Annotated in this window: 19 protein-coding genes; 13 read left to right on the top strand and 6 right to left on the bottom strand. The window is 67.1% G+C overall.

The annotated features are described in order from the left end of the window. The first annotated feature begins 89 nt into the window (after nucleotides 1–89). A complete protein-coding gene (locus J2W68_RS12095) occupies nucleotides 90–3,017 on the top strand; it encodes a bifunctional diguanylate cyclase/phosphodiesterase (protein ID WP_310236226.1) in 2,928 nt (975 codons plus the stop codon). 60 nt (nucleotides 3,018–3,077) lie between these two features. Here the strand turns inward: J2W68_RS12095 and J2W68_RS12090 are convergent, their stop codons facing one another. Further along, nucleotides 3,078–4,847, bottom strand: coding sequence for a DUF2207 domain-containing protein (locus J2W68_RS12090; RefSeq protein ID WP_310236224.1), 1,770 nt, complete (start codon nucleotides 4,845–4,847; stop codon nucleotides 3,078–3,080). 129 nt (nucleotides 4,848–4,976) lie between these two features. Here J2W68_RS12090 and J2W68_RS12085 point away from each other — a divergent pair, with 129 nt between their 5' ends. Further along, entirely contained in the window at nucleotides 4,977–6,617 is a 1,641-nt protein-coding gene (locus J2W68_RS12085; RefSeq protein WP_310236222.1) for a MutS-related protein, read from the top strand. Between the two features lie 168 nt (nucleotides 6,618–6,785). Here the strand turns inward: J2W68_RS12085 and J2W68_RS12080 are convergent, their stop codons facing one another. Then, on the bottom strand, nucleotides 6,786–7,487 hold the full coding sequence (locus J2W68_RS12080; protein WP_310236220.1) for a hypothetical protein: 702 nt from the start codon (nucleotides 7,485–7,487) through the stop codon (nucleotides 6,786–6,788). Nucleotides 7,488–7,629: 142 nt separating this feature from the next. Here J2W68_RS12080 and J2W68_RS12075 point away from each other — a divergent pair, with 142 nt between their 5' ends. The 8 genes from J2W68_RS12075 (at nucleotide 7,630) to cls (ending at nucleotide 15,683) form a co-directional block, all read left to right on the top strand. Then, nucleotides 7,630–8,442: a fatty acid desaturase gene (locus J2W68_RS12075; protein ID WP_310236218.1), complete on the top strand. Its 813-nt coding sequence runs from the start codon at nucleotides 7,630–7,632 to the stop codon at nucleotides 8,440–8,442. A gap of 251 nt (nucleotides 8,443–8,693) precedes the next feature. Further along, a complete protein-coding gene (locus J2W68_RS12070) occupies nucleotides 8,694–9,413 on the top strand; it encodes a DUF3348 domain-containing protein (protein WP_310236215.1) in 720 nt (239 codons plus the stop codon). A 10-nt stretch (nucleotides 9,414–9,423) separates the two neighbouring features. Beyond that, complete coding sequence (locus J2W68_RS12065) at nucleotides 9,424–11,775, top strand: DUF802 domain-containing protein (RefSeq protein WP_310236213.1); 2,352 nt, start codon at nucleotides 9,424–9,426, stop codon at nucleotides 11,773–11,775. Then, complete coding sequence (locus J2W68_RS12060; RefSeq protein ID WP_310236212.1) at nucleotides 11,772–12,416, top strand: OmpA family protein; 645 nt, start codon at nucleotides 11,772–11,774, stop codon at nucleotides 12,414–12,416. Before J2W68_RS12065 ends, J2W68_RS12060 begins: the two co-directional genes overlap by 4 nt. Continuing rightward, nucleotides 12,406–13,014 carry a DUF2894 domain-containing protein gene (locus tag J2W68_RS12055; protein WP_310236210.1) on the top strand — a complete coding sequence of 203 codons (609 nt, stop codon included), beginning with the start codon at nucleotides 12,406–12,408 and terminating at the stop codon, nucleotides 13,012–13,014. The genes J2W68_RS12060 and J2W68_RS12055 overlap by 11 nt, the downstream gene beginning before the upstream one ends. Nucleotides 13,015–13,331: 317 nt before the next feature. Next, entirely contained in the window at nucleotides 13,332–13,568 is a 237-nt protein-coding gene (rpmB, locus tag J2W68_RS12050; protein ID WP_096209782.1) for a 50S ribosomal protein L28, read from the top strand. Nucleotides 13,569–13,579: 11 nt separating this feature from the next. Then, nucleotides 13,580–13,744, top strand: a complete 165-nt coding sequence (gene rpmG / locus J2W68_RS12045) for a 50S ribosomal protein L33 (RefSeq protein WP_096296520.1) — start codon at nucleotides 13,580–13,582, stop codon at nucleotides 13,742–13,744. A gap of 514 nt (nucleotides 13,745–14,258) precedes the next feature. Beyond that, on the top strand, nucleotides 14,259–15,683 hold the full coding sequence (gene cls, locus J2W68_RS12040) for a cardiolipin synthase (RefSeq protein WP_310236208.1): 1,425 nt from the start codon (nucleotides 14,259–14,261) through the stop codon (nucleotides 15,681–15,683). An 84-nt stretch (nucleotides 15,684–15,767) separates the two neighbouring features. Here the strand turns inward: cls and J2W68_RS12035 are convergent, their stop codons facing one another. Then, entirely contained in the window at nucleotides 15,768–16,310 is a 543-nt protein-coding gene (locus J2W68_RS12035; RefSeq protein WP_310236206.1) for a DUF924 family protein, read from the bottom strand. Between the two features lie 103 nt (nucleotides 16,311–16,413). Here J2W68_RS12035 and J2W68_RS12030 point away from each other — a divergent pair, with 103 nt between their 5' ends. After that, on the top strand, nucleotides 16,414–16,833 hold the full coding sequence (locus J2W68_RS12030; protein WP_310236204.1) for a hypothetical protein: 420 nt from the start codon (nucleotides 16,414–16,416) through the stop codon (nucleotides 16,831–16,833). Between the two features lie 476 nt (nucleotides 16,834–17,309). Here J2W68_RS12030 and J2W68_RS12025 read toward each other — a convergent pair whose 3' ends face one another. Next, entirely contained in the window at nucleotides 17,310–18,086 is a 777-nt protein-coding gene (locus J2W68_RS12025; protein WP_310236312.1) for an AMP nucleosidase, read from the bottom strand. Nucleotides 18,087–18,261: 175 nt separating this feature from the next. Between J2W68_RS12025 and J2W68_RS12020 the strand changes: the two genes are divergently transcribed. Both J2W68_RS12020 and J2W68_RS12015 read left to right on the top strand, forming a co-directional pair. After that, nucleotides 18,262–19,647, top strand: a complete 1,386-nt coding sequence (locus J2W68_RS12020) for an amidohydrolase (protein ID WP_310236203.1) — start codon at nucleotides 18,262–18,264, stop codon at nucleotides 19,645–19,647. Then, on the top strand, nucleotides 19,644–20,945 hold the full coding sequence (locus tag J2W68_RS12015) for an amidohydrolase family protein (RefSeq protein ID WP_310236202.1): 1,302 nt from the start codon (nucleotides 19,644–19,646) through the stop codon (nucleotides 20,943–20,945). The genes J2W68_RS12020 and J2W68_RS12015 overlap by 4 nt, the downstream gene beginning before the upstream one ends. Nucleotides 20,946–21,191: 246 nt before the next feature. Here J2W68_RS12015 and J2W68_RS12010 read toward each other — a convergent pair whose 3' ends face one another. Together J2W68_RS12010 and acs are read right to left on the bottom strand one after the other, a co-directional pair. Further along, the gene (locus J2W68_RS12010) at nucleotides 21,192–21,857 is read right to left on the bottom strand and encodes a response regulator transcription factor (protein WP_310236200.1); all 666 of its coding nucleotides are present in this window, start codon (nucleotides 21,855–21,857) and stop codon (nucleotides 21,192–21,194) included. 188 nt (nucleotides 21,858–22,045) lie between these two features. Beyond that, nucleotides 22,046–23,998 (bottom strand): acetate--CoA ligase, encoded by a 1,953-nt coding sequence (acs, locus tag J2W68_RS12005; RefSeq protein ID WP_430539724.1) that lies wholly within the window; start codon nucleotides 23,996–23,998, stop codon nucleotides 22,046–22,048. Between the last annotated feature and the right edge of the window lie 187 nt (nucleotides 23,999–24,185).

The raw sequence follows: 24,185 nt of genomic DNA, 5'->3' as shown, positions 1-24,185 counted from the left end.
CCGATGACGCATGACAGGCCCTCGGGTGTGTCGGTACTGTCGCCGCACCCGGCGCGTCCCGATGGCCTCCGCCGCCACCGACTGACGAAGTGATCCAGGACTCCTCCAAGCGCTCTCCGATTGGACCGCCCCCTGCCGGCAGCTTGCCGGCATTCGAGCGCGTGCTGCTGGATGCAGCCGGTCCCGAGCCGGTGTTGCACCTGCTGCAGGCGATGACGCCGCAACCGGTGGCGATGGTCGCCTGGTCCCAATGGCCGCACGAGCCGCAGTGCTGGGCAGTGAATGGCGAACGCGCCCCAGCTGTAGAACTGGCGCGTCGGGCGGTCGACGCCCGACGCGGCGGTGGGCAGGCACCCGCCGGCACACGTGTGCTGTGCCACGACGGCGACAGTGCGGCGGTACTGCTCGGCGATGGGCTCGAGGTACTGGACACCGCCCGGCTCGATGTCATCGCACAACGCATGGCGGAGCTGCTGACCGCCCAGCGCTTGCGCGGCGCTGTCGCCCGGCTCGCCCATGCGGAGAAGCTGCAGCACGCGCTGTTCGCGATCGCCGACATGGCCGGCTCCAATCGGGACATGCCCACGCTGCTGCGCGGCCTGCACGGGATCATCGGTGGGCTGATGTACGCCGAGAACTTCTACATCGCATTGCTAGACCACACGAGGCAATCAGTCCGCTTCATCTATTTTGCCGATGCGTACAACGACGAAAAGTATTCGCCGACCGAAGATGTGCCCATCGCGAAGCTCGAACGCGGGCTCACCTGGTATGTACTTCACGACTGCATTCCGCTGTGGGGGCCGCTGGAACGCCTACGCGAGCAGGTCTCAGGGCCGCTGCAGGCGCGGGGAGCGCCCTCGCTCGACTGGCTGGGCGTGCCGATGCTGCGCGATGGCCTCGCGGTCGGTGCGCTGGTGGTGCAGAGCTACCGCGACGATGTGGCGCCCTACAGCGCTTCCGACAGCGCGGTGCTGGCGTTCGTCGCCGAACACGTGCTCAACGCGGTCGAGCGCAAGCAATCCCAGGAGACGCTTGAGCGCCACGTCGCCGAACGCACGCACCAGCTCGCCCTGGCCAACGCTGACCTGCAGAAGCAGGTCAGCGAACGCCTGCGCGCCGAGCATCTGCAGGCGGCGCTCTATCGCATCGCGGCGCTGGCGATGTCCGATGATGACGACAGCTTCCGCTTCTATCAGCAGGTGCACCAAACGGTCGGCGAACTGATCAATACCGACAACTTCTACATCGCGCTGCTCGACGACACGCGCACCCACCTGCATTTTCCCTACTCGGTCGACGACAAGGACGCCGGCCGCAAGCCGCGCCGGCTGGGGCGAGGTCTGTCCGAGTACATCATCCGCCACGGCAAGCCGCTGCTGGCGGACGCGCGCGATGTCGAGGCGCTGGTGGCGTCCGGCGAACTTGAACGCGCCGGTTCGACGGGCGCGGAGTCGGTGTCGTGGCTCGGCGCGCCGCTCTACGTCGACGAGGAAATCATCGGCCTGGTGGCGGTGCAGAGCTACCGGTCCGATGTGATCTACGACACCGGCGACGCCGAGCTGCTGAACTTCGTCAGCTCGCAGATCGCCAACTCGCTGCAACGGCGACGCGCCGCCGAGAGGCTGCGAACCCTCAATGCCGAGCTCGAGGCACGCGTGGAGGCCCGCACGCGCGAACTCAGCGAACAGATCGCCGTGCGCGAACATGTCGAGGCGCAGCTCAAGCACCAGGTCATGCATGACCCGTTGACCGGCCTGCCGAACCGCCTTTACCTGCGCGAACGACTGGAATCCGCGCTGGCCCAGCTGCAGCGCAATCCCACACGCCGCGTTTCGCTGCTGTACCTGGATGTCGACCGCTTCAAGCTGTTCAACGACAGTCTGGGCCACCTGGCCGGCGACGATGTCCTGCGGGAGGTCGCGCGACGGCTGGGGACATGCGTGCGAGCCCCGGATCTCGTGGCGCGCCTGTCGGGCGACGAATTCGCAATCCTGCTGGAAGACACGTCCGGGCCTCGGGCCGCCTGCAAGGTGGCGCAGCGCGTTCTGGACCTGTTCGTGGAGCCGATGCAGATCGCCGGTCGCCTGCTGCAGGGGTCGACCAGCATCGGCATCGCCATCGCCGATGCGCGCTATCAGCACATCGACGCATTGCTGCATGACGCGGACGTCGCGCTGTACCGGGCCAAGCGTGCGGGCCGCGCGCGATACGTCATGTTCGACGAAACCCTGCAGCGCGCGGCGATGGATGTACTCGAACTCGAACACGAGCTGCGCGCGGCGCTGATCCGCAACGAGTTCGAGCCGTTCTTCCAGCCGCTGGTGCGCCTGGAGGATGGGCAGATCGTCGGCTACGAGGCCCTGATCCGCTGGCGGCACCCAACCCGCGGCGTGCTCGCGCCCGGCGAGTTCCTGGGTGTCGCCGAGGAGAGCGGGCTGATCGAAGCCATCGACTGGCAGATGTACCGCTTGGCCTGCGCGGCGGCGGTCGGCTTCGTACGCGGCGACGAGTTCATCACGCTCAACATCTCGCCGCGCCACTTCCAGAACGAGGATTTCGATACGCGTCTGCTGACGATGGTGGAGGCGTCCGGCTTCGAGCCGTCACGGCTGCACATCGAGGTCACCGAAGGCACTCTGCTCGGCGAGCCGGACGCGGTGGCGCGGATTCTCGAGCGCCTGCGCGCTGCGGGCGTCGAGGCCGCACTCGACGACTTCGGCACCGGCTATTCCTCGTTGAGCTATGTGCACCGGTTTCCACTGAAGATGATCAAGATCGACCGCTCCTTCATCGATCCACTGGGCAGCGACGCGGCCCAACGCAGCTCGGTGATCATCGGCGCGATCCTCGCGCTGTCGCATTCGCTTGGCCTGGACGTGCTGGCCGAGGGCATCGAAACCGAGGCCCAGTCCACGCACCTGCAGCGCATGGGCTGCCTGTATGGCCAGGGCTACCATTTCGGCCGACCGCAGCCGGCTGCGCATTGGGGCCGGCACGCGCTGACGCGTGCGTGATCGTGCTGGCCGCGCCCGACCTGTCCGCAACAGGTCTGGGGTTTCTGCACCAGTCGCCCGTCAGCGCCCGCCGCCGCCTCCACCACCGCCACCGCCACCCGAGGAGCCCCCGCCGCCGCCGCCGAACGAACTGCCCGACGAGCTGCCTGGCGGCGTCGACGACGAGGCGATCTGCGAGGTGAAGCTGCTACCGATGGCCTTGCTGAAACCAGCGACATCGCCGATGCCCGCGCTGCCGCCGCCGGTGGCGTGATACCAGGCGATTGACGAGGTCGCTGCAACCGCCGCGGCGCTGCCGACGGCTGTGGTGAACTTCGTCGTCCACGCGTCCTCCACGTCCAGCGCCACCGCATAGGGCAGCAGGAACTCGAATCGCTCGGCATCAAGTGCAGGCTCGCCCTCGCCCGGGCCCTGCAGGCGTTGCAGATCCTGCTGTTCCGCGACGGTCAGGTAGCGACGGAAGCCTTCGATGCGGTCCCACATCGCACGGGTTTCCGGCCAGATGGCCGAGATCAGGAAGGCGAACGCGAAGAACGTCACGAGCATCGCGACAAGGGCCGGCACCATCAGCGGCAGCACCAGGCCGGTGCTCGTGTAGACGCCGAACAGCACCGCGACACCCGCGAAAACGACGCCGATCAGCGCCATGACGCCGACGCTGCCACCGTTGAACCTCGCCAGTCCCCGGGGGAAACGCACGGCCATCGCCTGTTCGATGCGGCGCTGGTGCGCCGACTGGATCCTCTGCATCTGGCGCGCCTTCGCCTTGTCCAGTTCCAGCGTGTCGCCGGCCTTGAACAGGTCGGCCAGCAGCGCCTGTTGCGCGTCGGTGACCGCCCCACCACCGGACGCGCGCACGACGCGCCAGACCTCGTCCCGCGACGTCCCTTCGCGATGGATGGTGACGTGGCCGGCGACCGCCAGCGCCAGCACATCCGCCGAGAACGCGCGTGCGTCGACGTGGTTCCTGCGGATGTAGCGCAGCGTCGCGGGCGACAGATCGTCGGGCGGGTCGTAGGTCACGACGATCGGACCGGGCTTTGGGTCGCGTCCGACCTTGTGCCAGCGCGTCACGCCGTAGAGCAGCATGAGGATCAGCCCGGTCAGCGCGATCAGCGGCGCGCGATTGTCGCTGAGCAGCCACAGCACGCGCTGCTGCCGGGACGGCTCGGGCAGCAGCCCTTTCGGAAAGGCCAGCACGGTCGTCAGGCCCTCGGCCGGACCGAGCGGCGCGGCCAACGTCCAGCGCGCCTGGCCGGGCCCGGTGATCTCTGCGGTGCAGGCCTGCGCCCGCGATCCCTGCACCCCGGTCCAGCATTCGGGCAACAGATCGGCGGCGGGCACGTCCTGCGGCAACCGCAGCGTCGTGGTGCCGGTGTCGATCGCGAAGTCCCAGCCGGTGCCGATCGCATTCCAGTACAGCTCGTCATGCGTCTCGAAGAAACCGACCTGGCGTGTCGTGCGATAGCGCAGCGTGTAGGTGAACTCACCCGGCAACGGCAGGAAATTGTCGTTGCCGGTGTTGATGCGCACGCCATTCGCGCGTTTCTCGATGAAGAACGGCTCGGGCCCGCCATCGCGCTGCAGGCCGAGCATTTCGAATGCGACCGCGATGCGGTTGCCGTGGCGGTCCGTGTAGCGCGTGGGGAAATCGCGATAGATGCCGCGGCGCACCCGGTTCCCCTCACCGCGCACGCGGATACGCTCGGTCACTTCAAGACTGCCGTCGGCGTTGAGCTGCAGATCGCTGTCGTAGGACAGGATGCGTTCCTGCGCCAACAGCGGCGCGGTGCACAGCAACAACAGACACGACAGCAACAGACGGATCATCGTTTGGTTCCGGAGAAGGGGGGTGCGCGCGAAGGCGCCAAGATGCTACCCGACACGCGATCGGTATTTGCAGTCCGCCATTCGGGCGGCCGACGTACGCCTTCATCGGAAATCGATACAGTCAAACGCATGACGTTCCTCGAACTGCTCAAGGATGGCGGTCGCGCATTGCTCGACGCGCTGTTCCCCCGTCGCCAGGCGCTGGCGAACCTGCGTGCAAAATGGGGCCAGCCAGGCGACAAGGTGCACAGCGGCACCAGCCGTTACTTCGATCTGACGCGGGACGCGTCGGCAGGCGACTTCGTGGACGACCAGACCTGGACCGACCTCGAGTTCCCGCGTCTGTTCGCCGATCTGGACACGACGGAGAGTCCACTCGGTAGCCAGTGCCTCTATCGCCAGCTCCGGCGCTACGTCGAACCGGCGCAGGCCGCCGCGCACTACGCCAGCTGCCAGGCGCTGCGTGGCGATGCGCCGCTGCGCGAACGCCTGCAACTCGCACTGGCGGGTCTGGACACGGCATCGAACTGGCAGCTGGCCCGCTTCATCTTCGGCGCGCCACCCGAAGTCGGTCCACTCCATCGCCTGTTGCCGTGGTGGAGCCTCGTCTGTGTCGCCGTTCTGGTGCTCGTGGTTGCAACGCCGCTGCCGATCTGGGCGCTGCTGCTCACGGTCGGCATCAATCTCCTGTTGATCGTCTGGCTCTCGGCGCCGCTGTTCCGCGACATCGAACTGCTCAAGGGCTGCAGCCAGCTGCTGCGTGTCGCCGACGGCCTGGCCCGGGTTCGCAGCGGCGCATCCGACTTGCCGCAACTCGACCGCCTGCGCGCCGAAGCGCCGCTGCGACGCAAGGTCCGCGGTTCGCTCGGCTGGATCGCCGTCCTGTATTCGCCGTGGGTCCAGAGCGTCGCCATCTGGTTGAACCTGCTGCTTCTGCTCGAACTCGCCGCCTACGGCCGCACCGTCACGCGCTTCGTTCGCGTGCGCGCCGAACTGGCGGCGATCTTCGAGAGCGTGGGCGCGGTGGATGCCGCCATCGCGGTCGCCTCGTTCCTCGAACAACGGCCGCAGCACTGCGAGCCCGTGATCTCGAAAGAATCGCTGCTCGACCTCGTCGACGGTACGCACCCGCTGACGAAGCGACCGGTTCCGAATTCGATCCGGCTCGACAGGCGCTCAGCCCTGATCACCGGCTCCAATATGGCCGGCAAGACCACCTTCATCAAACTGGTCGGCATCAACCTCATCCTCGCCCGCACGCTCGGCTTCTGCTTTGCCCGCAAGGCGACGCTACCCGACACCCCCGTCATGGCGGTGATCCGTGGCGAACACTCGGTCGAATCCGGCAAGAGCCATTACTTCGCCGAGATGAGCGCGATCCAGACCTTCATCGAACGCGCGGACCGTGGCATCTGCCGTCTGTTCCTGATCGACGAACTGTTCAACGGCACCAACACCGTCGAGCGACTGGCTGCCGGCCGCGCCGTGCTGGAGCGGCTCGGTCGCAAAGCGCAGGTGCTGGTGACCACCCACGACGTCGAGCTGCAGGACGACGTCACCGGCCCCTACGACCTCTACTACTTCCAGGAAGATCCGGACGTCGACGGCTGGTTCGACTATCGGTTGCGCGCCGGACGGACTGATCGGCGCAATGCGATCCAGTTGCTGGCGCGGAATGGGTTTCCGGCGGATCTGGTGGGCGATGCGTTGAAGTACGCGGCGGTCTACGCCGATAAGCAACCGATCGCGTCCGAAACGCCTTCTGACTGAACGTCTAAGCAATCCGACACACGAGAAGTGAACTTGAAACCGTTAGTTCTGCCGTTATTTCTGACCCGGGAACACCGGCCAGCGGCCACCTGCTGATCATTCCTAGGCAGATCTGTCGATCATCCGGAACCTCACTTCGAGGCGACACGGTCTGCAACCGCCATCGCATCAATCGGTCGCGAACGTCAGTTCACGTCGGTAGCGCAGCGGCTCCGCAGCACGCGCGGGATCCGGTGGGAAAAGCGACAGCCAGCCGGCAGCGATCGCCCGATGCCGCATCCGCTCTCCGACACCCTCTGCGTTCTCGACCTTGACGTCGGTGACACGTCCGTCCGTATCGACGTCCATGATCCAGACCAAGCGACCGATAAAAGCATCCGGTGGAATGGACGCATCGTAGTTCGGTCTGCCCAGCACATAGGGAATGCCCGAAGGCCGATAGAACGCCGCCTCTTCCAGCCGTCGCGCGACTTCGATACTCCCGGTCTCGCGTTGCGCGCCATCCAAGAACACAGTGAACGTCCAGGATCCCGGCGCGCCCCGCGGGTCCAATGCCACTGGGTAGCACCGCTTGTCACTACGAAAGTCGTCGTGCTGCTGGCTACCCACCTGTCGACCGTCCGCATCGGCGACATCAATCCGCAGCTCGCGATAGGCATGCGGCGCGCGGATCGCCACGACGCAGATCTGATGCGCGTGCTGCCCGTCGAGCAGGAAGCCGCGTGTGGGCTGCCGGGCGAGCGCATCCGCCGGTGTGGGCGCCCACAGGAACTCGATCTGAACTGACTCGTCCAGCGATGTCGCCTTGGCGATCATCGAGGACGCGCTGGTGAAAACAGCCATCAGTGAGATGGCGAACACACGGCGCATGACTTCTCCCTTCCGAAGAACAAAGCTCATCTTGGTCTTAGCTCGCACTCCAACCTCAAGGTCACTGCAGCCGGCGAATGCGAGAATCCGACACAGTTGCCCCCTTAAAGTTAACCTGACACCGTTATTTCACGCGTCGTGCATGACGCCGAAGGATCGTCGCCTGATGCCAGCTGCCGCCGAATCCGGCTTCCGCGTGGAGTGGCGCGACCTGATGCCGCTGTCGCGTCGTCAGGTCGTCACCGAACTGCTGCTGTGCCTGCCGTGGCTGCTGGGCATCTGGGGCTTTGCGGCACACAGCCTCTGGCTGCCCGCACTCGGCTGTGCGTTCCTGTTTTTCCTGACCGGGTTGCGTCAGGTGCATGGCGCTTTCCACAACGCGGTCGGCCTGTCGCGCCGACAGGACGATGTGCTGCTGTTCGCATTGGGCCTGCTGATGCTCGGGTCGATGCATGCGGTCAGGATCAACCATCTGCGCCATCACCGGCATTGCCTGGAGGACGAAGACGTCGAGGCGATGGGCGCACGCATGTCGTTGCCGCGCGTACTCGCCTTCGGCCCGGTATTTCCGGTCCTGTTGCATCACAAGGCCCTGCAGGTCGGCAGCCGCGGCGACCGCTGCTGGATCGTCGCGGAACTGGCCTCGACCGCCGCGATACTCGTTCTGGTATTCGGCGTGCTGGATGTCGGCTTTCTGAAGCTGCACTACGCCGCCATGCTCGCCGGCCAGTGCATGACCGCGTTCTTCGCCGTATGGACGGTGCACCACGATTCGTCCACGCATGTCTATCCCGCACGGACAATCCGGGGACGTATCCGCGCTGCGTTGACCTACAACATGTTCTTCCACATCGAACATCATCTCTATCCGCGCGTGCCCACCCGCAACCTGCATGTGTTGGCGGCGCGGCTGGACCGGAAGGCGCCGGGACTCGCATCCAATCGCGTGCTGTAGAGCGGACTACGCCGCGGCGGGTCCGGTACTCCTGCGTTGAAGGCGAGGTGTGCCCGCCAGGCGCAGATACGCCGTCATCGCCGCAAGTCATTTCGGAAAGGGGCAATGGCAGTTGCACTCGAACAGGACCAAGACACATTCCCCCGGGGTGTGCACACCGCCCGGCGCTGAGCATCCTCAAACCTGCAGACGAGACGCCCGCCTACGCCAATGGGGTCCCGACGCGCCCGGCACTGTAAAATCGCCGTCTTTTGCGCGCGCCCTCCTTGGATTCCCCGCCCCGCCCCGCCTTCCGCGGCCCGACCTTCATCCGGCTGCTGGCCCGCCTGACCGACGACACGCTGCCGCAAGGCGGCACGGCGCCGGCCGAGCGCCTGAGCCAGTGGCTCGACTGGACGCGGGCGGTGGTGCTGTCGAAGGTGCTGGACGCGAAGGCGTCGGAGGCTGAACCAGACACGCAAGTCGTTGATCGTGATGACACCGCGGTCTGCGCGAAGGCGCGGGCGACATTGCTGGCATCGATCGCCGAGGCGCCGGAGCTGGCGATCCCGCAGCCGGCCGGGCCGTCGCACGACGACGCAGCCGCACCGGAGAACGCGATCGACTTCGCGCCGTTCCGCCAGCGTCACCTGGCGCTGCAGCGCTCGATGCTGATCACGACGGGCCGGTTGCGCGGTGATCTGCGCGACCGGCTGGCGCAGCGTTCGCCCGACATGGCGCGGTTGGCCGAGGTGGATGCGGTGATGGAGGGCGCGCTGAGCCCGCGCGAGCACGCGCTGCTCGGCGCGGTGCCGGCGCTGCTCGAAACGCATTTCGAGCGGCTGCGGGCCGCCGCAGGTACGGCGGCCACGGATCCGTCCGCGGCCTGGCTCGATGGTTTTCGCAGGGACATGCAGGGCGTGCTGATCGCCGAGCTGGATGTCCGTTTCCAACCGGTCGAGGGGCTGCTCGCAGCGCTTCGCACCCACTGACGCAGTCCTTATGTCCTCACGCAGTCGCAGCACCGCCCTCATTCCCGCCTCCGTGTTCGCCCTTGGCCTGGCCGTGGTCGGCTGGATCGCGATCGGCTACATCGGTTCGAACACGCTGGCGCTCGCCGTCTCGCTGTTGATCGGCGCCTGTTATCTCGCCGGTGGTCTGGAGTTGCTGCGCTATCGGCAGGCGACCAAAACGCTGGCCGATGGCGTCGCGCAATTGGGCGATCCGCCGTCGTCACTGGGCGACTGGCTGGGTGGGCTGGATGCCAGTCTGCGCAATGCAGTGCGCCTGCGCATCGAAGGCGAGCGCGTCGCGCTGCCGGTGCCGGCAGTCACGCCCTACCTGGTCGGCATGCTGGTGCTGCTGGGCATGCTGGGTACGCTGCTGGGCATGATGGTGATGCTGCGCGGCACCGGCATGGCGCTGGAGACGGCGACCGATCTGCAGGCGATCCGCGACTCGTTGGCCGCGCCGGTCAAGGGCCTGGGCGTCGCGTTCGGCACGTCGATTGCGGGCATCGCGACCTCGGCGATGCTGGGCCTGGCCTCGGCGTTGCTGCGCCGCGAACGTGCGCACACCGTGCAGCTGCTGGACGTGGCCGCGGCGACGACGCTGCGCGCACATTCGCAGGCGCACCAGCGCGAGGAAACCCTGCGTCTGCTGCAGCAGCAGACCGAGGTGATGCCGGCGCTGGTCGAGCGGCTGGGCGCGATGATGGCGACGATCGAGCAGCAGAGCGCCGCCACCGGCGAACGTCATGCCGCAAGCCAGGACGCGTTCCACGGGCGCACCGAGGCGGTCTACGCGCAGCTGGCCGCATCGGTCGAGCGTTCGCTGCAGACCAGCGTGGCCGAGAGCGCACGCGCGGCGACGGCCGCACTGCAGCCGGTGTTCGAGACGACGATGGCGGCGCTGGCACGCGAGACGGCAGCGCTGCAGGCGACCGTGTCCGATGCGGTGGAGCGGCAGCTGCAGGCACTCAACACAGGCTTCGATGCGTCGACCGCAGCCGTGACCGAGCGCTGGCAACAGGCGGTGGACGGCCAGCAGGCGGCGAACGAAACCCTGGCGCGCGATCTGCGTGGCGCGCTCGACGGCTTCAACTCAACATTCGACCAGCGCGCGAACGGCCTGCTCGGCGAAGTCACCATGCGTCTCGATGTGACGACCGCGCAGACCGCCGCGCTGCACGATACCGTCACCGGCGCCGTCGACCGCCAGTTGCAGGCGCTGACCACGGGCTTTGATGCGTCCACCGCAAGCGTCGCCGAACGCTGGCAGCAGGCATTGATCGCGCAGCAGGCTGCGCACGAAACGCTGACCGCCGATCTGCGCGCGACGCTGGATGGGATCGGCGAGACCTTCGCGCAGCGCGCGACCGCACTGGTGGACGGTGTCGCCACGCGTCTTGATGCGACCGCCGGCAGCGTCAGCGCCGCATGGAACGACGCGCTGGCGAAGCAGGTCGCGACGAATGAAACCATGAGCGCGCAGCACCAGCAGGCGTTGACCGCCGCCGCGGCGACGTTCGAGACGCATTCGGCCACGCTGCTGCAGAAGGTCGACAGCTCGCACGCCGACCTGCAGACCGCGCTCGCCGCGCAGGACGCCCAGCGTCTCGCCGCGTGGACCGACAGCCTCACCGCGATGGGCACCGCGCTGCGCGAGGACTGGGCCCAGGCCGGCGCAGAAACCTCGCGTCAGCAACAGGCGATCTGCGACACGCTGGCGACCACGGCCGACACCATCGGCGCGCAGACGCAGGCGCATGCCAGCGCGACCATCGCCGAGATCTCGCGCCTGATCGACACCGCATCGGAAGCGCCGCGCGCGGCTGCGGAAGTCATCGCCGAACTGCGCCAGTCGCTGTCGGAGAGCATGGTGCGCGACACCGCGATGCTGGAAGAACGCACGCAGATGCTGTCGACGCTCGACACATTGCTCAGCGCGGTCAACCACGCGTCGAGCGAACAGCGCGACGCGATCGACGCGCTGGTCGCGACCTCGGCCGATCTGCTGGAACGCGTGGGCACGCGCTTCACCGATCACATCGAAGCCGAAACCGGCAAGCTCGACGCGATCGCCAGCGACCTGACCGTGGGCGCGGTGGAAGTGGCCAGCCTGGGCGAGGCCTTCGGCGCGGCGGTCGCGGTGTTCGGCGAATCGAACCACGCGCTGGCCGAGCGCCTGCAAGGCATCGAGGATGCGCTGGAGAAATCGCTGGCGCGCAGCGACGAGCAGCTGGCGTACTACGTGGCGCAGGCGCGGGAGGTCGTGGATCTCAGCGTGCTGGCGCAGAAGCAGATCATCGAAGACATGCAGCAGCTCGGCGCCTCGCGCGCCGCGTCCGCATGAGCATCGAACTGGACGGCGACCACGAATCGACCGCACCGGTGTGGGCCGCGTTCGGCGATCTGATGTCGGTGCTGCTGGGCGTGTTCGTGCTGATCCTGGTCGGCGTGATCGGCGTGCAGCTGCAGCTGGAAATGAAGCTGGACGCGGAGATCGCACAGCGCGAGGCCGAAGAGCAGCGCCGGCAGACGCTGGAGCAGGCCCTGGCCGCGCCCCTGGCTGCCGGACGCATCACGCTGGTCGACGGCCGCATCGGCATCCGCGGCAGCGTGCTGTTCGCCGATGCGTCCGACCAGTTGCAGCCCGAAGGACGCGAACTGCTGCAGAGTCTGGCTGGCCCGCTGACCGAGTATCTGGCGTCGCGCGACGAGATCCTGATGGTCAGCGGCTTCACCGACGACCGTCTGGTACGCGACGGCAACCGGTTCTCCGACAATCTGGAGCTCTCGGCGCAGCGCGCGTTGAACGTGACCCGCGGCCTGATCGCCGCGGGCGTACCGGCCGAGTCGGTGTTCGCCGCCGCGTTCGGTGCGCAGCAGCCGGTGGGTTCCAACGACGACGCCGAAGGCCGCGCGCAGAACCGTCGCGTGGAGATGGCGCCGGTGCCGCGCCTGCAGGCCGCCGCCAAACCCGATGGCCGCTGATCGCCTCGACATCGACGCGGTGCTCGACGGGTGGCGTGCAACCGGGGCCAATCGCCTGGATCCGTTGCGCTTCCATCGCATCGCGGCCTTGCATCGCCGCGCAGCGGTGCTGGACGGTGCGGCGCGACACGCGCTCGATGCGAAGCTGGCCGCCCTGGTAGACGCGTACACACGCGATGTCGAAGGCTGGCCGCGCGAGGCGATCGATGGCACGCCGGTACGCGGCGTGCTGGGCACCCTGGTCGACGGCATGACCGCGCGCACGCAGCACGCGTCAGCGAACGCGGCCTATCCCGAGTTACCCGCCGTCGACGAGTTCCGCACGCTGTGGTCGACGCTGCGCACCGGCAGCCAGGTCCGCAAGTCCTTGGCCGAGGTGCCGACCGGCGCCGGACCCTTGAACTCGGCCGCCCTCGCCCATCGTTCGCTGACCCTGATGGGCGGGCTGTCGCCGGAGTACCTGCGCCAGTTCCTGGCCTACGTGGACACCCTGTCCTGGCTGGAGACCCTGCAGGACGCCGGCGTGCTGAGCGGCAAGGACACCGCGCCGCCGGTGGGCGCGAAGCCGCGCAAGCCGCGGGCACGCAAGCGGGGCTGAGTGCACTTCATCGCATCCCTGTAGGAGCGCCCTTGGGCGCGATGGGCATTCCCTGCACTGTCGATCGCGCCCGAGGGCGCTCCTACAAGGGCGATTCGATGCCCGGTCACGCCAAGGCCTTGCGCGGCAAAGGGAATTTCAGCAGAATGGCCGGCTCGTTGCGTCCAGCCCATGGAAACATGGCCTGACCTGCCTTCCGGAAGCGCGATTCCCCGGCAGTGGTGCAGCGAGACTCCTTCCCGTACCGCGCGATGGCCACGCCATCGGGGCCGCCATCTCCCTGGCTAAGGGCGATATCAAATACTTCGAGGTGCGTAATGTCCCGAGTCTGCCAAGTCACTGGCAAACGTACGACGCATGGCAACAACGTGTCGCATGCCATGAACAAGACCCGTCGCCGCTTCATGCCGAACCTGCATGAGCGTCGTTTCTGGGTTGCCAGCGAAAACCGCTGGATCAAGCTGCGTGTATCCACCAAGGCCCTGCGCACCATCGACAAGAACGGCATCGACGTCGTCCTCGCCGAGCTTCGTGCCCGCGGCGAAAAGGTCTGAGGAGTTAGAACATGGCAGGCAAGCGCGACAAGATCCGTCTGATTTCCTCGGCCAACACCGGGCATTTCTACACCACGGACAAGAACAAGAAGAACACCCCCGGCAAGATGGAGTTCAAGAAGTACGACCCCGTCGTCCGGAAGCACGTGATCTACAAGGAAGGCAAGATCAAGTGACCTGACGGCCCGCGCGCGCAGCGCGTGGCTGCCGGAAGGTCATCCCCGCGAAGGCGGGGATCCAGCGCCTCCTTACGAAACCCGCCGCAAGGCGGGTTTCGTGTTTTCGGGACTCTGGAAGTTGCCGGAGGCATGCGCGCGCCGCGCGCCCCAACCCCTCTACCCCAGGGGCAAGTAGTCCCAGAGGGAGAGGGGCTCAGTCAACGGCCCGGCAAACGTGCGAGCCACTACCCACGGCCCATCATCCCGGACGGCGCGCAGCGACGATCCGGGATCCAGCGCCTTCAATGCAGAACCCGCTGCCAGGCGGGTCCTGTGTTTCTGGGACGTGGCATTGCTGCCAGTTTACGCGCGCGCAGCGCGCGCCCTCACCCCAACCCCTCTCCCGAAGGGAGAGGGGCTCGAAGCGCTATCGCGACGTTTGAGTTGCAGAACTTCCGCTTTAACTCTGCCGGTGCACGAGGCGGCCTTCGGATGACGTGCCCCGCCACACCCGCATGCCACACTCGAACGCATGTCGAATCACGACCTGCACATCGGCCTGTGGATCCTCGTCGCCGACTGGTTGATCCGGATCGCGGCCCTGCTGTGGATTCCGGCGCGCACGCGCTCGTCGGCCGCGCGCAGCTGGTTGCTGCTGATCGGGTTCGTGCCGTTGCTCGGGCTGCCGGCCTATCTGCTGCTCGGTCATCCGTGGCTGTCGAAACTGCGGCGCGAGCGCCAGGCGCAGGCATCGCGATTGATCCGGCAGCGGCAGATGCCGTTGACCGCACTGCGCTGGTGTCCGGCGGACACGTTCTCCGCGCAGGCGGATGCGGCGCGGCTGGTGGAGCGGCTGGGTGATTTCATGCCGACCAATGGCAATGCGGTCGAGCTGCTCGATGATTACGCCGGCGCATTGCAGCGTCTGGTCGACGACATCGACGCGGCGACGCGCGAAGTGCACCTGCTCTATTACCTGATGCGCGACGACGCCACCGGCCGCAAGGTCGCCGATGCGCTCGAACGTGCCGCCCGGCGCGGCGTGCGCTGCCGCTTGCTGCTGGACGCGGTGGGCGCCAAGCCCGGACTGCGGGCCTTCCGGCGCACGCTGCGCGATGCCGGCGTCAGCGTGCAGGCCACGCTGGCCGGCGGATTCGCATGGCGGCGCAGTGCGCGGATGGACCTGCGCAACCATCGCAAGATCGCGGTGATCGACGGCCGTCTCGCGCTGACGGGGTCACAGAACCTGGCCGATCCGGAATTCGTCCCCGGCCATCCGAACCGCGAGGTCGTCGCGCGGGTGCGCGGGCCGGTGGTCGCACAACTGCAGGCGTTGTTCGCCAGCGACTGGTACATCGAAACCGGCGAGGTGCTTGAAGTCGATGCGCCGCCGATCGCACCCAGCGGACACGTGGCGGCGCAGCTGCTGCCGAGCGGGCCGGCGTATCCGTTTGAGAATGCACGCGACGTGCTCATTGCACTCGTGCAACGTGCGCGCAGGCGCGCCGTGCTGGTGACGCCCTACTTCGTACCCGATGAGGCGACCCTCGGTGCGCTGCGCGTGGCCGCGCTGTCAGGTGTGTCGGTGCAGCTGATCCTATCGGCCACCAACAACCAGCGCCTGACCGCCTGGGCGCAGGCTGGCTTCTATGACGAGCTGCTCGCCGCCGGTGTGCGCATTGCGCTGTACCGGCCGCATTTCCTGCATGCCAAGCATGTGAGCATCGACGACGACATCGCGCTGGTGGGCTCGAGCAATCTCGACATCCGCAGCTTCATGCTCAATGCCGAGGCCGGCCTGCTGTGCTTCGACGCGGGCGTCGTGGCGCGGCTGCGCGAGATCGAGCAGGACTATCTACGCGAGTCGGACGTGCTCGATACCGAAGACTGGACGCGACGGCCGGCCTGGCGGCGCAGCGTCGAAGGCATCGCGCGATTGGCGGATTCGTTTTTGTGACGCTGGGGACGCGCTTGCGCGTGCTTCGGCTTCCGCAGGAAGGCCCATCGCGCGCAAGCGCGTTCCTACAGATTCAGTGCGCCACTAGAAGCCGCCGCCTTCGTCGAGCCAGGTCTGCTCTTCAGGCGTGTTGATGCGACCCAGCGCGCGGTTGCGATGCGGGAAGCGGCCGAAGCGTTCGATGACGTCGAGGTGCGCCTGGGCGTAGTTGCGGTACGCGTCGTTGTCGACGTCGGCGAAGAGTTCGACCGAGCGCTTCTGGTCGGCCAGGTCTTCGGAATGCTCGAACGGCAGATAGACGAAGCCGCGCAGGTCGGCCTCGAAGCTGCGGTCATGGCCGGCGTCGATCATGCGCTGCGCGTAATACAGCGCGAGACTGTCGGTGGCGAACGCATGTCCGCTGTCGCGGAAGATGTTGCGCGGAATCTGGTCGAGCAGGATCAGCAGCGCGAGGCCACCTTCCGGGGTGTCGATCCAGTGTTCCAGTTCGCGTCCGCCCGCGGCGAAATGCGCATCGCGGAAACGTTCGTCGCATTCGCAGTCGAAGGCGTCTCCGCCACCGAACCATTTCTGCATGCCGGCCGCGCGCCAGAAGGCGACGACGTCATCGGGTGTGATCGTTTCCATGACCACAGACTAGCGCGACGCGCCAGGCTGCGACACCACGTGTCGTTTGGTCCCTGCACAAGCCTATACTCGGCGCGATTTCCATACCCTTTCGGAGTGCTTCATGACGCGTCGCCCGATCCGCCTGCTGTCTGCTCTGTTCGTTCTGTCCGGTGTGATGTTGCTGGCCGCTTGCCAGGGCGGTGATGCCGACAAGGCACTGCTCGAAACGCCCGCCGTCGGCGATCTCTACGCCGCGGAACTCAGCGCATTTTCCGATTACGAGTTCACCGACGAGAACGAGAAGCCGATCGACCCGGCCTACGGCCTGATGAAGGTTGTCTCCGCGGATGCCGCGGGCGTGGTGGTGATCACCGAGAACGCGGCGGCCGCCGACAAGTCGGTGTCGCGTAGCGATATCAAGGGCGACCTGTCGACGATCGAATTCGACGAAAGCGAACAGATCCAGATCGCCAAGGCCGACCTGATCCAGGCCCATGCGGATGGCCTGATCTACGTGGTGAAGCGCCCTGCGACGAACTGAGTCCGGCGCGATGGGGGACTGAGAAAGCCCGGCGTACGGCCGGGCTTTTTCTTGGCTGCGCCCTGGATGTTTCTTTGAGCCCCTCTACGCTTGCGGCTGCGTGCCCGCCGGGGTCGAGGGGTTGGGGTGAGGGCGCCTTTCGATGCGCATCACGCCCGGCCCTCACCCGACACGCTTTGCGCGTCGATCTCTCCCGAAGGAACCAGATTAGTGTGTTGTCTCAGCTAGGGACTAGTTTCCGAAGCGGGAATACGGCTAAGTGCCTGATAGGCGAGAAAAAATCCACGTCACTCCCGCGAAGGCGGGAGTCCATGGACGTGCGCGCGGACGTTACGAAAGTCCTTGGATTCCCGCCTTCGCGGGAATGACGACTCACAAGTTTCACTCGCCAGCTGAGACACGACACTAATCAGGCCGAAGGGAGAGGTGCTTTCAAGCTGACGCTGCGCACCTTCTGGGAGACGCGCGCCGCTGCCCTACTCGTCGAACCGCAGGTGCCTGACCGACTTGCCATGCCTACGGATCAGCTTCAGCGCCTCGATGCCGATGTTGATATGCCGCTCGACGAAGTCCGCGCTCACCAGCGCATCGGAGGCTTCGGTCTTGACGCCTTCGGGAATCATCGGCTGGTCACTGACCAGCAGCAGCGCGCCGGCCGGGATGCGGTTCGCGAAGCCGGCGGCGAAGATCGTCGCGGTTTCCATGTCGATCGCCATGCAGCGCATCGCGCGCAGGCGTTCCTTGAACGCGGCGTCGTGTTCCCAGACGCGGCGGTTGGTCGTGTAGACGGTGCCGGTCCAGTAGTCGTGGCCGAGGTCGCGGATCATTGTCGAGACCGCACGCTGCAGGGCAAACGCGGGCAGCGCCGGCACTTCCGGCAACAGGTAATCGCTGCTGGTGCCTTCGCCGCGGATGGCCGCGATCGGCAGCACCAGATCGCCGAGCTGGTTCTTGCGCTTGAGGCCGCCGCACTTGCCGAGGAACAGCACGGCCTTGGGCATGATCGCCGACAGCAGATCCATCATCGTCGCGGCATTGGGGCTGCCCATGCCGAAGTTGATCATGGTGATGCCGTCGGCTGTGGCGCTGGGCATCGGCCGGTCGAGACCGACGACTTCGGCGCCGGTGAGACGGGCGAAATGATGCAGGTAGCCGCCGAAATTGGTCAGCAGGATGTGTTCGCCGAACTGGTCCAGCGGCACGCCGGTGTAGCGCGGCAGCCAGTTCTCGACGATCTGTTCTTTTTCTTTCATCGTCTTCTTCTCCGTGTACGCGGTCATTCTCGCATGTGGTCCGCGGCGCTCCACGCAGTGCACCGCCTGTTCCAGCGCACGCTGCGCGGCCGCAGGTACACTCGGGCGCTGTCGCACGCCGCCTCGCCGCCGTGCCGGGGAATCCATCCGTCCACACGTTTCCGGGGAGTCATCGATGTCCCGCCTGTTGTCTGCCGCGCTCGCGGTCGCTCTGTTTGGTGGCTGCGCCACCACGTCCACCTCCGGCACGCCGGCCGCGAAGTCCGACGTCTCGCACGTGGGCGCGAACGCCTACGCCAGCACCTACGCGCCGATCGCCTCCGCGCCCGTGCTGATCACCAACGCCACCGTGCTGATCGGCGACGGCCAGCGTCTCGAAGGCGCTGACGTGCTGCTGCAGGACGGCCGCGTTGCGGCGGTCGGCACCGGTCTCGACGCGCCCGCGAACGCGCAGCGCGTCGACGGCACCGGCAAGTGGGTGACGCCGGGCATCATCGACGTGCACTCGCATCTGGGCGTGTATCCGAGCCCGGGCGCCAGCGCGCACAGCGACGGCAATGAGATGACCGCGCCCAATACCGCGCAGGTCTGGGCCGAGCATTCGGTGTGGCCGCAGGATCCGGGCTTCGGCGCGGCGCTGGCCGGCGGCGTGACCTCGCTGCAGATCCTGCCCGGTTCGGCAAATCTCATCGGCGGCCGCGGCGTGACCCTGAAGAACGTCGCCTCGACGACCGTCACCGACATGAAGTTTCCCGGCGCGCCCTACGGCCTGAAGATGGCCTGCGGCGAGAATCCCAAGCGCGTCTACGGCCAGAAGGGCGGCCCGGCCACACGCATGGGCAATGTCGCCGGCTATCGCGCGGCGCTGATCGACGCGGCCGAGTACCGCACCAAGCAGGCCGGCGATTCGCCCGGCAAGCGCGATCTCAAGGTCGAGACGATGGCCGGTGCGATGGATGGCGACATCCTCGTGCACATCCACTGCTACCGCGCCGACGAAATGGCGCAGATGCTGGATCTCGCCAAGGAATTCGACTTCAAGGTCGCCGCGTTCCACCACGGCGTGGAGGCCTACAAGATCGCCGACCGCCTGGGCGCCGAGGGTGTCTGCGGTGCGCTGTGGGCCGACTGGTGGGGCTTCAAGATGGAAGCCTTCGACGGCATCCAGGAGAACATCGCGATCGTCGACCGCGCGCCCGGCGGTTGCGCGATCGTGCATTCCGATTCCGATGAAGGCATCCAGCGCCTCAACCAGGAAGCGGCCAAGGTCATGGCCAGCGCGCAGCGCGCCGGTATCGAGATCACGCCCGAACACGCGATCCGCTGGCTGACCGAGAACGCGGCGAAGTCGCTCGGCGTGCTCGAGCAGACCGGCACGCTGACCGCCGGCAAGATGGGCGACGCGGTGCTGTGGAACGGCAACCCGTTCACCGTCTACGCGCTGGCCGAACAGGTGTGGATCGACGGCGCGCACGTCTACGACCGCTTCGATCCCGCGCGTCAGCCGGTCTCGGATTTCATGCTCGGCCAGGGCGCCGCCGCCAATGGAGGTGCCCGATGAGCCGCCGCCTGCCGCGCGCGATGACGCGTCTGCTGATCATGGGCGCGCTGCTCGCCGCCACCCTGCCCGTCGCCGCGCAGTCGCTGCTGATCCGCGGCGCGACCGTACATACCGCCGGCCCGCAGGGCTCGCTGCAGAACACCGACGTGCTGGTGCGCAATGGCCGCGTGGCCGCGGTCGGCGCGGGACTCGCCGCCGGCGATGCGCAGGTGGTCGAAGCGAATGGCCGGCCGCTGACGCCCACGTTGTTCGGCGGCGTCACCGGTATCGGCATCGAGGAGGTGTCGGGCGAACGCGGCACGCGCGACGATCGCCTGTCGCTCGGCGAGGCCAGCGACATGGCCGTGCGTCCCGAGTTCGACGTCACGCTGGCCTTCAATCCCGATTCGATCGTGATTCCCGTGGCGCGCGTCGAGGGCATCGGCTTCACCCTGATCTCGGCCGGCAGCGCGAGTTCGATCATCGGCGGCCAGGGCGCGGTGATGCGTCTGGACGGCAGCGTCGATCCTGCGGGTCCGAAGGTGCTGTATCTGTCGCTCGGCGCAGGCGGCGCGGAACAGAGCGGGTCCTCGCGTGCGGCCCAGTGGATGCTGCTCGACCAGTTGATCGACGAAGCGCGCGGCCGCCTGCCGGCCGACTCGCACGTCGCTGCGCTTACACCGGCCGGCAAACGTGCACTGGCGCCGTATCTGGATGGCCGCGGCACGATCGTCGTCGGCGTCAATCGCGCGGCCGACATCCGCCAGCTGTTGCGCTGGTCGAAGCGTCATGGCCTGCGCATCGCGATCCGCGGCGGCGCCGAAGGCTGGCGCGTCGCATCGGAACTCGCCGCGGCGAACGTGCCGGTGTTCGTCGATCCGCTGGTGAACCTGCCATCGGACTTCGACCAGATCGGCGCGACGATGGAGAATGCCGCGCGCCTGCAGGCAGCCGGCGTGCGCGTCGGCTTCGCCCAGGCCAGCGACGCCTCGCACAACGCCCGCAAGCTGCGTCAGCTCGCGGGCAACGCCGTCGCGCACGGCCTGCCGTGGGACGCGGGCCTCGCGGGTCTGACGCGCGTGCCCGCCGAGACGTTCGGCGTGGGCGAGTCCATCGGCACGATCGCGGTCGGCCGGACCGCGGATCTCGTGCTGTGGTCGGGCGATCCGCTCGATGTCACCAGCACCGCCGACCAGGTGTGGTTCGACGGCCGCGCGATCGAAATGCGCTCGCGGCAGACGGAATTGCGGGATCGTTACCTGCGTCCGGCAACGCCGGCGAGCGAGGGTGGACTGCCGCGGGCGTATCTGAAGCGTTAGTGCGTTCTTCGCCGAGACACTGATGCTTGGCGCCATCCCCGCGGCGCGGGGGAGGGTTGGGTGGGGGCGAACCGTCAGACCTCCGGACACTCGCTTCTAACGCAAAAAACGCTGCGGAAGCAGACTGATTCGCGGACGGATCGTTCGCCCCCATCCCAGCCTTCCCCCGCGGGCGGGGGAAGGAGCAGTTCACAGCGCGCTCGAAGACTGATGCGGACGTCACACCCGCCATGCGTGCTTGACGCCTCAGCGCGCGTCCGCCGGAATCTCCTCCGGATCTGGATCCACCGCCAACTTGCCGGCGATCAACACCGCCTGCGTGCGGTTCGACGCGCCCAGCTTGCGCAGCACCGCGGTCATATGCGCCTTGACGGTCGCTTCCGACACGCCCAGTTCGTAGGCGATCTGCTTGTTGAGCATGCCGTCGCCGAGCATCTGCAGCACGCGGAACTGCTGCGGGGTGAGATCGCGCAGACGGGCGGCGACATCGTGTTCGCCGGGTGAGACGCCGACGGCGGACGCGGCCGCTTCCGGTATGAAGCGATCGCCATCGAGCACCTGCGCGACAGCGCGGGCCAGCGTTTCGGCATCGGCGGATTTGGGTACGAACCCCGATGCGCCGTGGTCGAGCGCGCGGCGCATGACGGCCGGCTCCTCACGCGCGGACACCATCAGCACCGGCAATTGCGGGAACTGCGCACGCAGGTGCACCAGCGCGCTGAAGCCGTGCACACCGGGCATGTTGAGGTCGAGCATCAACAGGTCGGCATCGGGCTCCGATTCGACCATCGCGTAGAGCGCATCCACGTTGTGCGCTTCACGCAGGCGTGCGTTCGGCACGGCGCGGGAAATCGCACCGCGCAGAGCCTCGCGGAACAGCGGGTGGTCGTCGGCAATCAGCAGGGTGGTCATTGGCGCGGGTGATGCCTTGGAAGATGGAATGCGCCCCTCGTCGATAGTGCGGCGCGGGTAATGTGCGTCGGCCGTCGGGACCGGGTGCGCGGCGGACGCTACGCCCCGCCGGCGATCAGGCCGGCGTGGCGCAGAACAGCGTCGCGTTTTCTCGATGGCGCCGGAGCCTCACCGCTCCAGAGTCATCCCTAGGGGATGTACCGCTCCTTGACCAGTGAGTCGACGACGGACGGATCGGCCAGCGTGCTGGTGTCGCCGAGCTGGTCGGGCGCGTTCTCGGCGATCTTGCGCAGGATGCGACGCATGATCTTGCCCGAGCGTGTCTTCGGCAGACCCGGCGCCCATTGGATGTGATCAGGCGATGCGGTCGGGCCGATCTCGCTGCGCACATGCTTGACCAGTTCCTTGCGCAGTTCCTCGCTGTACTCCACGCCATCCTTGAGGGTGACGTAGGCGTAGATGCCCTGGCCCTTGATGTCGTGCGGAAACCCGACGACCGCGGCCTCGGCCACCTTGGGATGCAGCACCAGCGCGCTTTCCAGCTCCGCCGTGCCGATGCGGTGACCGCTGACGTTGATGACGTCGTCGACGCGGCCGGTGATCCAGTAGTAACCGTCCTCGTCGCGGCGGCAGCCGTCGCCGGTGAAGTAGCTGCCGGGATAGGCCTTGAAATACGTGTCGATGAAACGCTGGTGGTCGCCGTAGACACTGCGCATCTGGCCGGGCCAGGAATCGGTGATGACCAGATTGCCTTCGGCCGCGCCTTCGAGCACGGCGCCGTTGGCATCGACCAGCGCCGGCTGCACGCCGAAGAACGGCTTGGTCGCCGAACCGGGCTTCGCGTCGATCGCGCCGGGCAGCGGGGAGATCAGGATGCCGCCTGTCTCGGTCTGCCACCAGGTGTCGACGATCGGGCAACGCGAATCGCCGACCACTTCGTAATACCAGCGCCAGGCTTCGGGATTGATCGGCTCACCGACGCTGCCGAGCAGCCGCAGCGAGCTGCGTGAGGTCGACTTGACCAGCGCCTCGCCCTCGCGCATCAGCGCGCGGATCGCGGTGGGCGCGGTGTAGAAGATCGTCACCTGGTGCTTGTCGATGACCTGCCAGAAGCGCGAGGCGTCGGGATAGTTCGGCACGCCTTCGAAGATCAGCGAGGTCGCCGCGTTCGCCAGCGGGCCATAGACGATGTAGCTGTGGCCGGTGACCCAGCCGACATCGGCAGTGCACCAGTACACGTCGCTGTCGCGCAGGTCGAAGATCGCCTCGTGGGTGTAGCTGGCGAACAGCAGATAGCCTCCCGTCGTGTGCAGCACGCCCTTGGGCTTGCCGGTCGAGCCGGAGGTGTAGAGGATGAACAGCGGATCTTCCGCGTTCATGCGCTCGGGTTCGCAGGTGGCGGGCTGGTCGTCGACGACGGCGTCGTACCAGCGGTCGCGCGGCATCTGCATGTCGACCGCGCCGCCGGTGTGGCGCACGACCAGCACGGTTTCCACGGTGTTGGTGCCGGGCAGCTTCAGCGCCGCGTCGACGTTCGCTTTGAGCGGCACCTTCTTGCCGCCGCGCAGGCCTTCGTCGGCGGTGATGATCAGTTTGCTGCCGCAGTCGCTCACGCGGTCGGCGATCGAGTTCGCCGAGAACCCGCCAAACACCACGCAATGCACCGCGCCGATGCGCGCGCAGGCCAGCATCGCCACGGCCGCCTCGACGATCATCGGCAGATAGATGGTGACCCGGTCGCCCTTGCCCACGCCGAGGTTGCGCAGCGCGTTGGCGAGCTTGCAGACGCGCGCGTGCAGATCGTTGTAGGTGACGTGCAGCGCCTGGGTGTCCGGACCGTCGGCCTCCCAAATCAGCGCGGTCTTGTCGCCCTTGCTGGCGAGATGCCGGTCGATGCAGTTGACGCTGACGTTGAGCTCGCCGTCCTCGAACCAGCGGATGCGGAAATCCTGCAGGTCGTAGCTGACGTTGCGGATCTTTGTCGGCGCCTTGAACCAGTCGAGGCGCTTGGCGGCCTCACCCCAGAACGCGTCCGGATCCTGCACCGAGCGCGCGTAATCGCGCGCGTAGGCCTCGGCGGTGATGGTGGCAGGGCCGGCGAAACCGGCCGGTGCCGGATAGGTTTCTGCGGAATGGGACATGGTGGATCCTCCTTCAGACGCGTCCGCCCAGTGTGCCGGATCCGCCGCCGCTGGCGCCTAGACCTTCGTCTAACCGCCCAGACCGTGTTGGGGAGTATCGACCAATGGCGAATGGGCGCGGGGTCCACATCCGTGCAGTCTCCGCTGTGGACCGGTCGATGCCCGTGTGCGCGACCGCTTTTCTGTA

It is taken from the genome of Luteimonas terrae (genome assembly GCF_031457535.1).
Classification (GTDB): Bacteria; Pseudomonadota; Gammaproteobacteria; order Xanthomonadales; family Xanthomonadaceae; genus Luteimonas; species Luteimonas terrae_A.
Note: the sequence above shows the minus strand (reverse complement) of the source record. Positions and strands in the feature narration are given on the sequence as shown.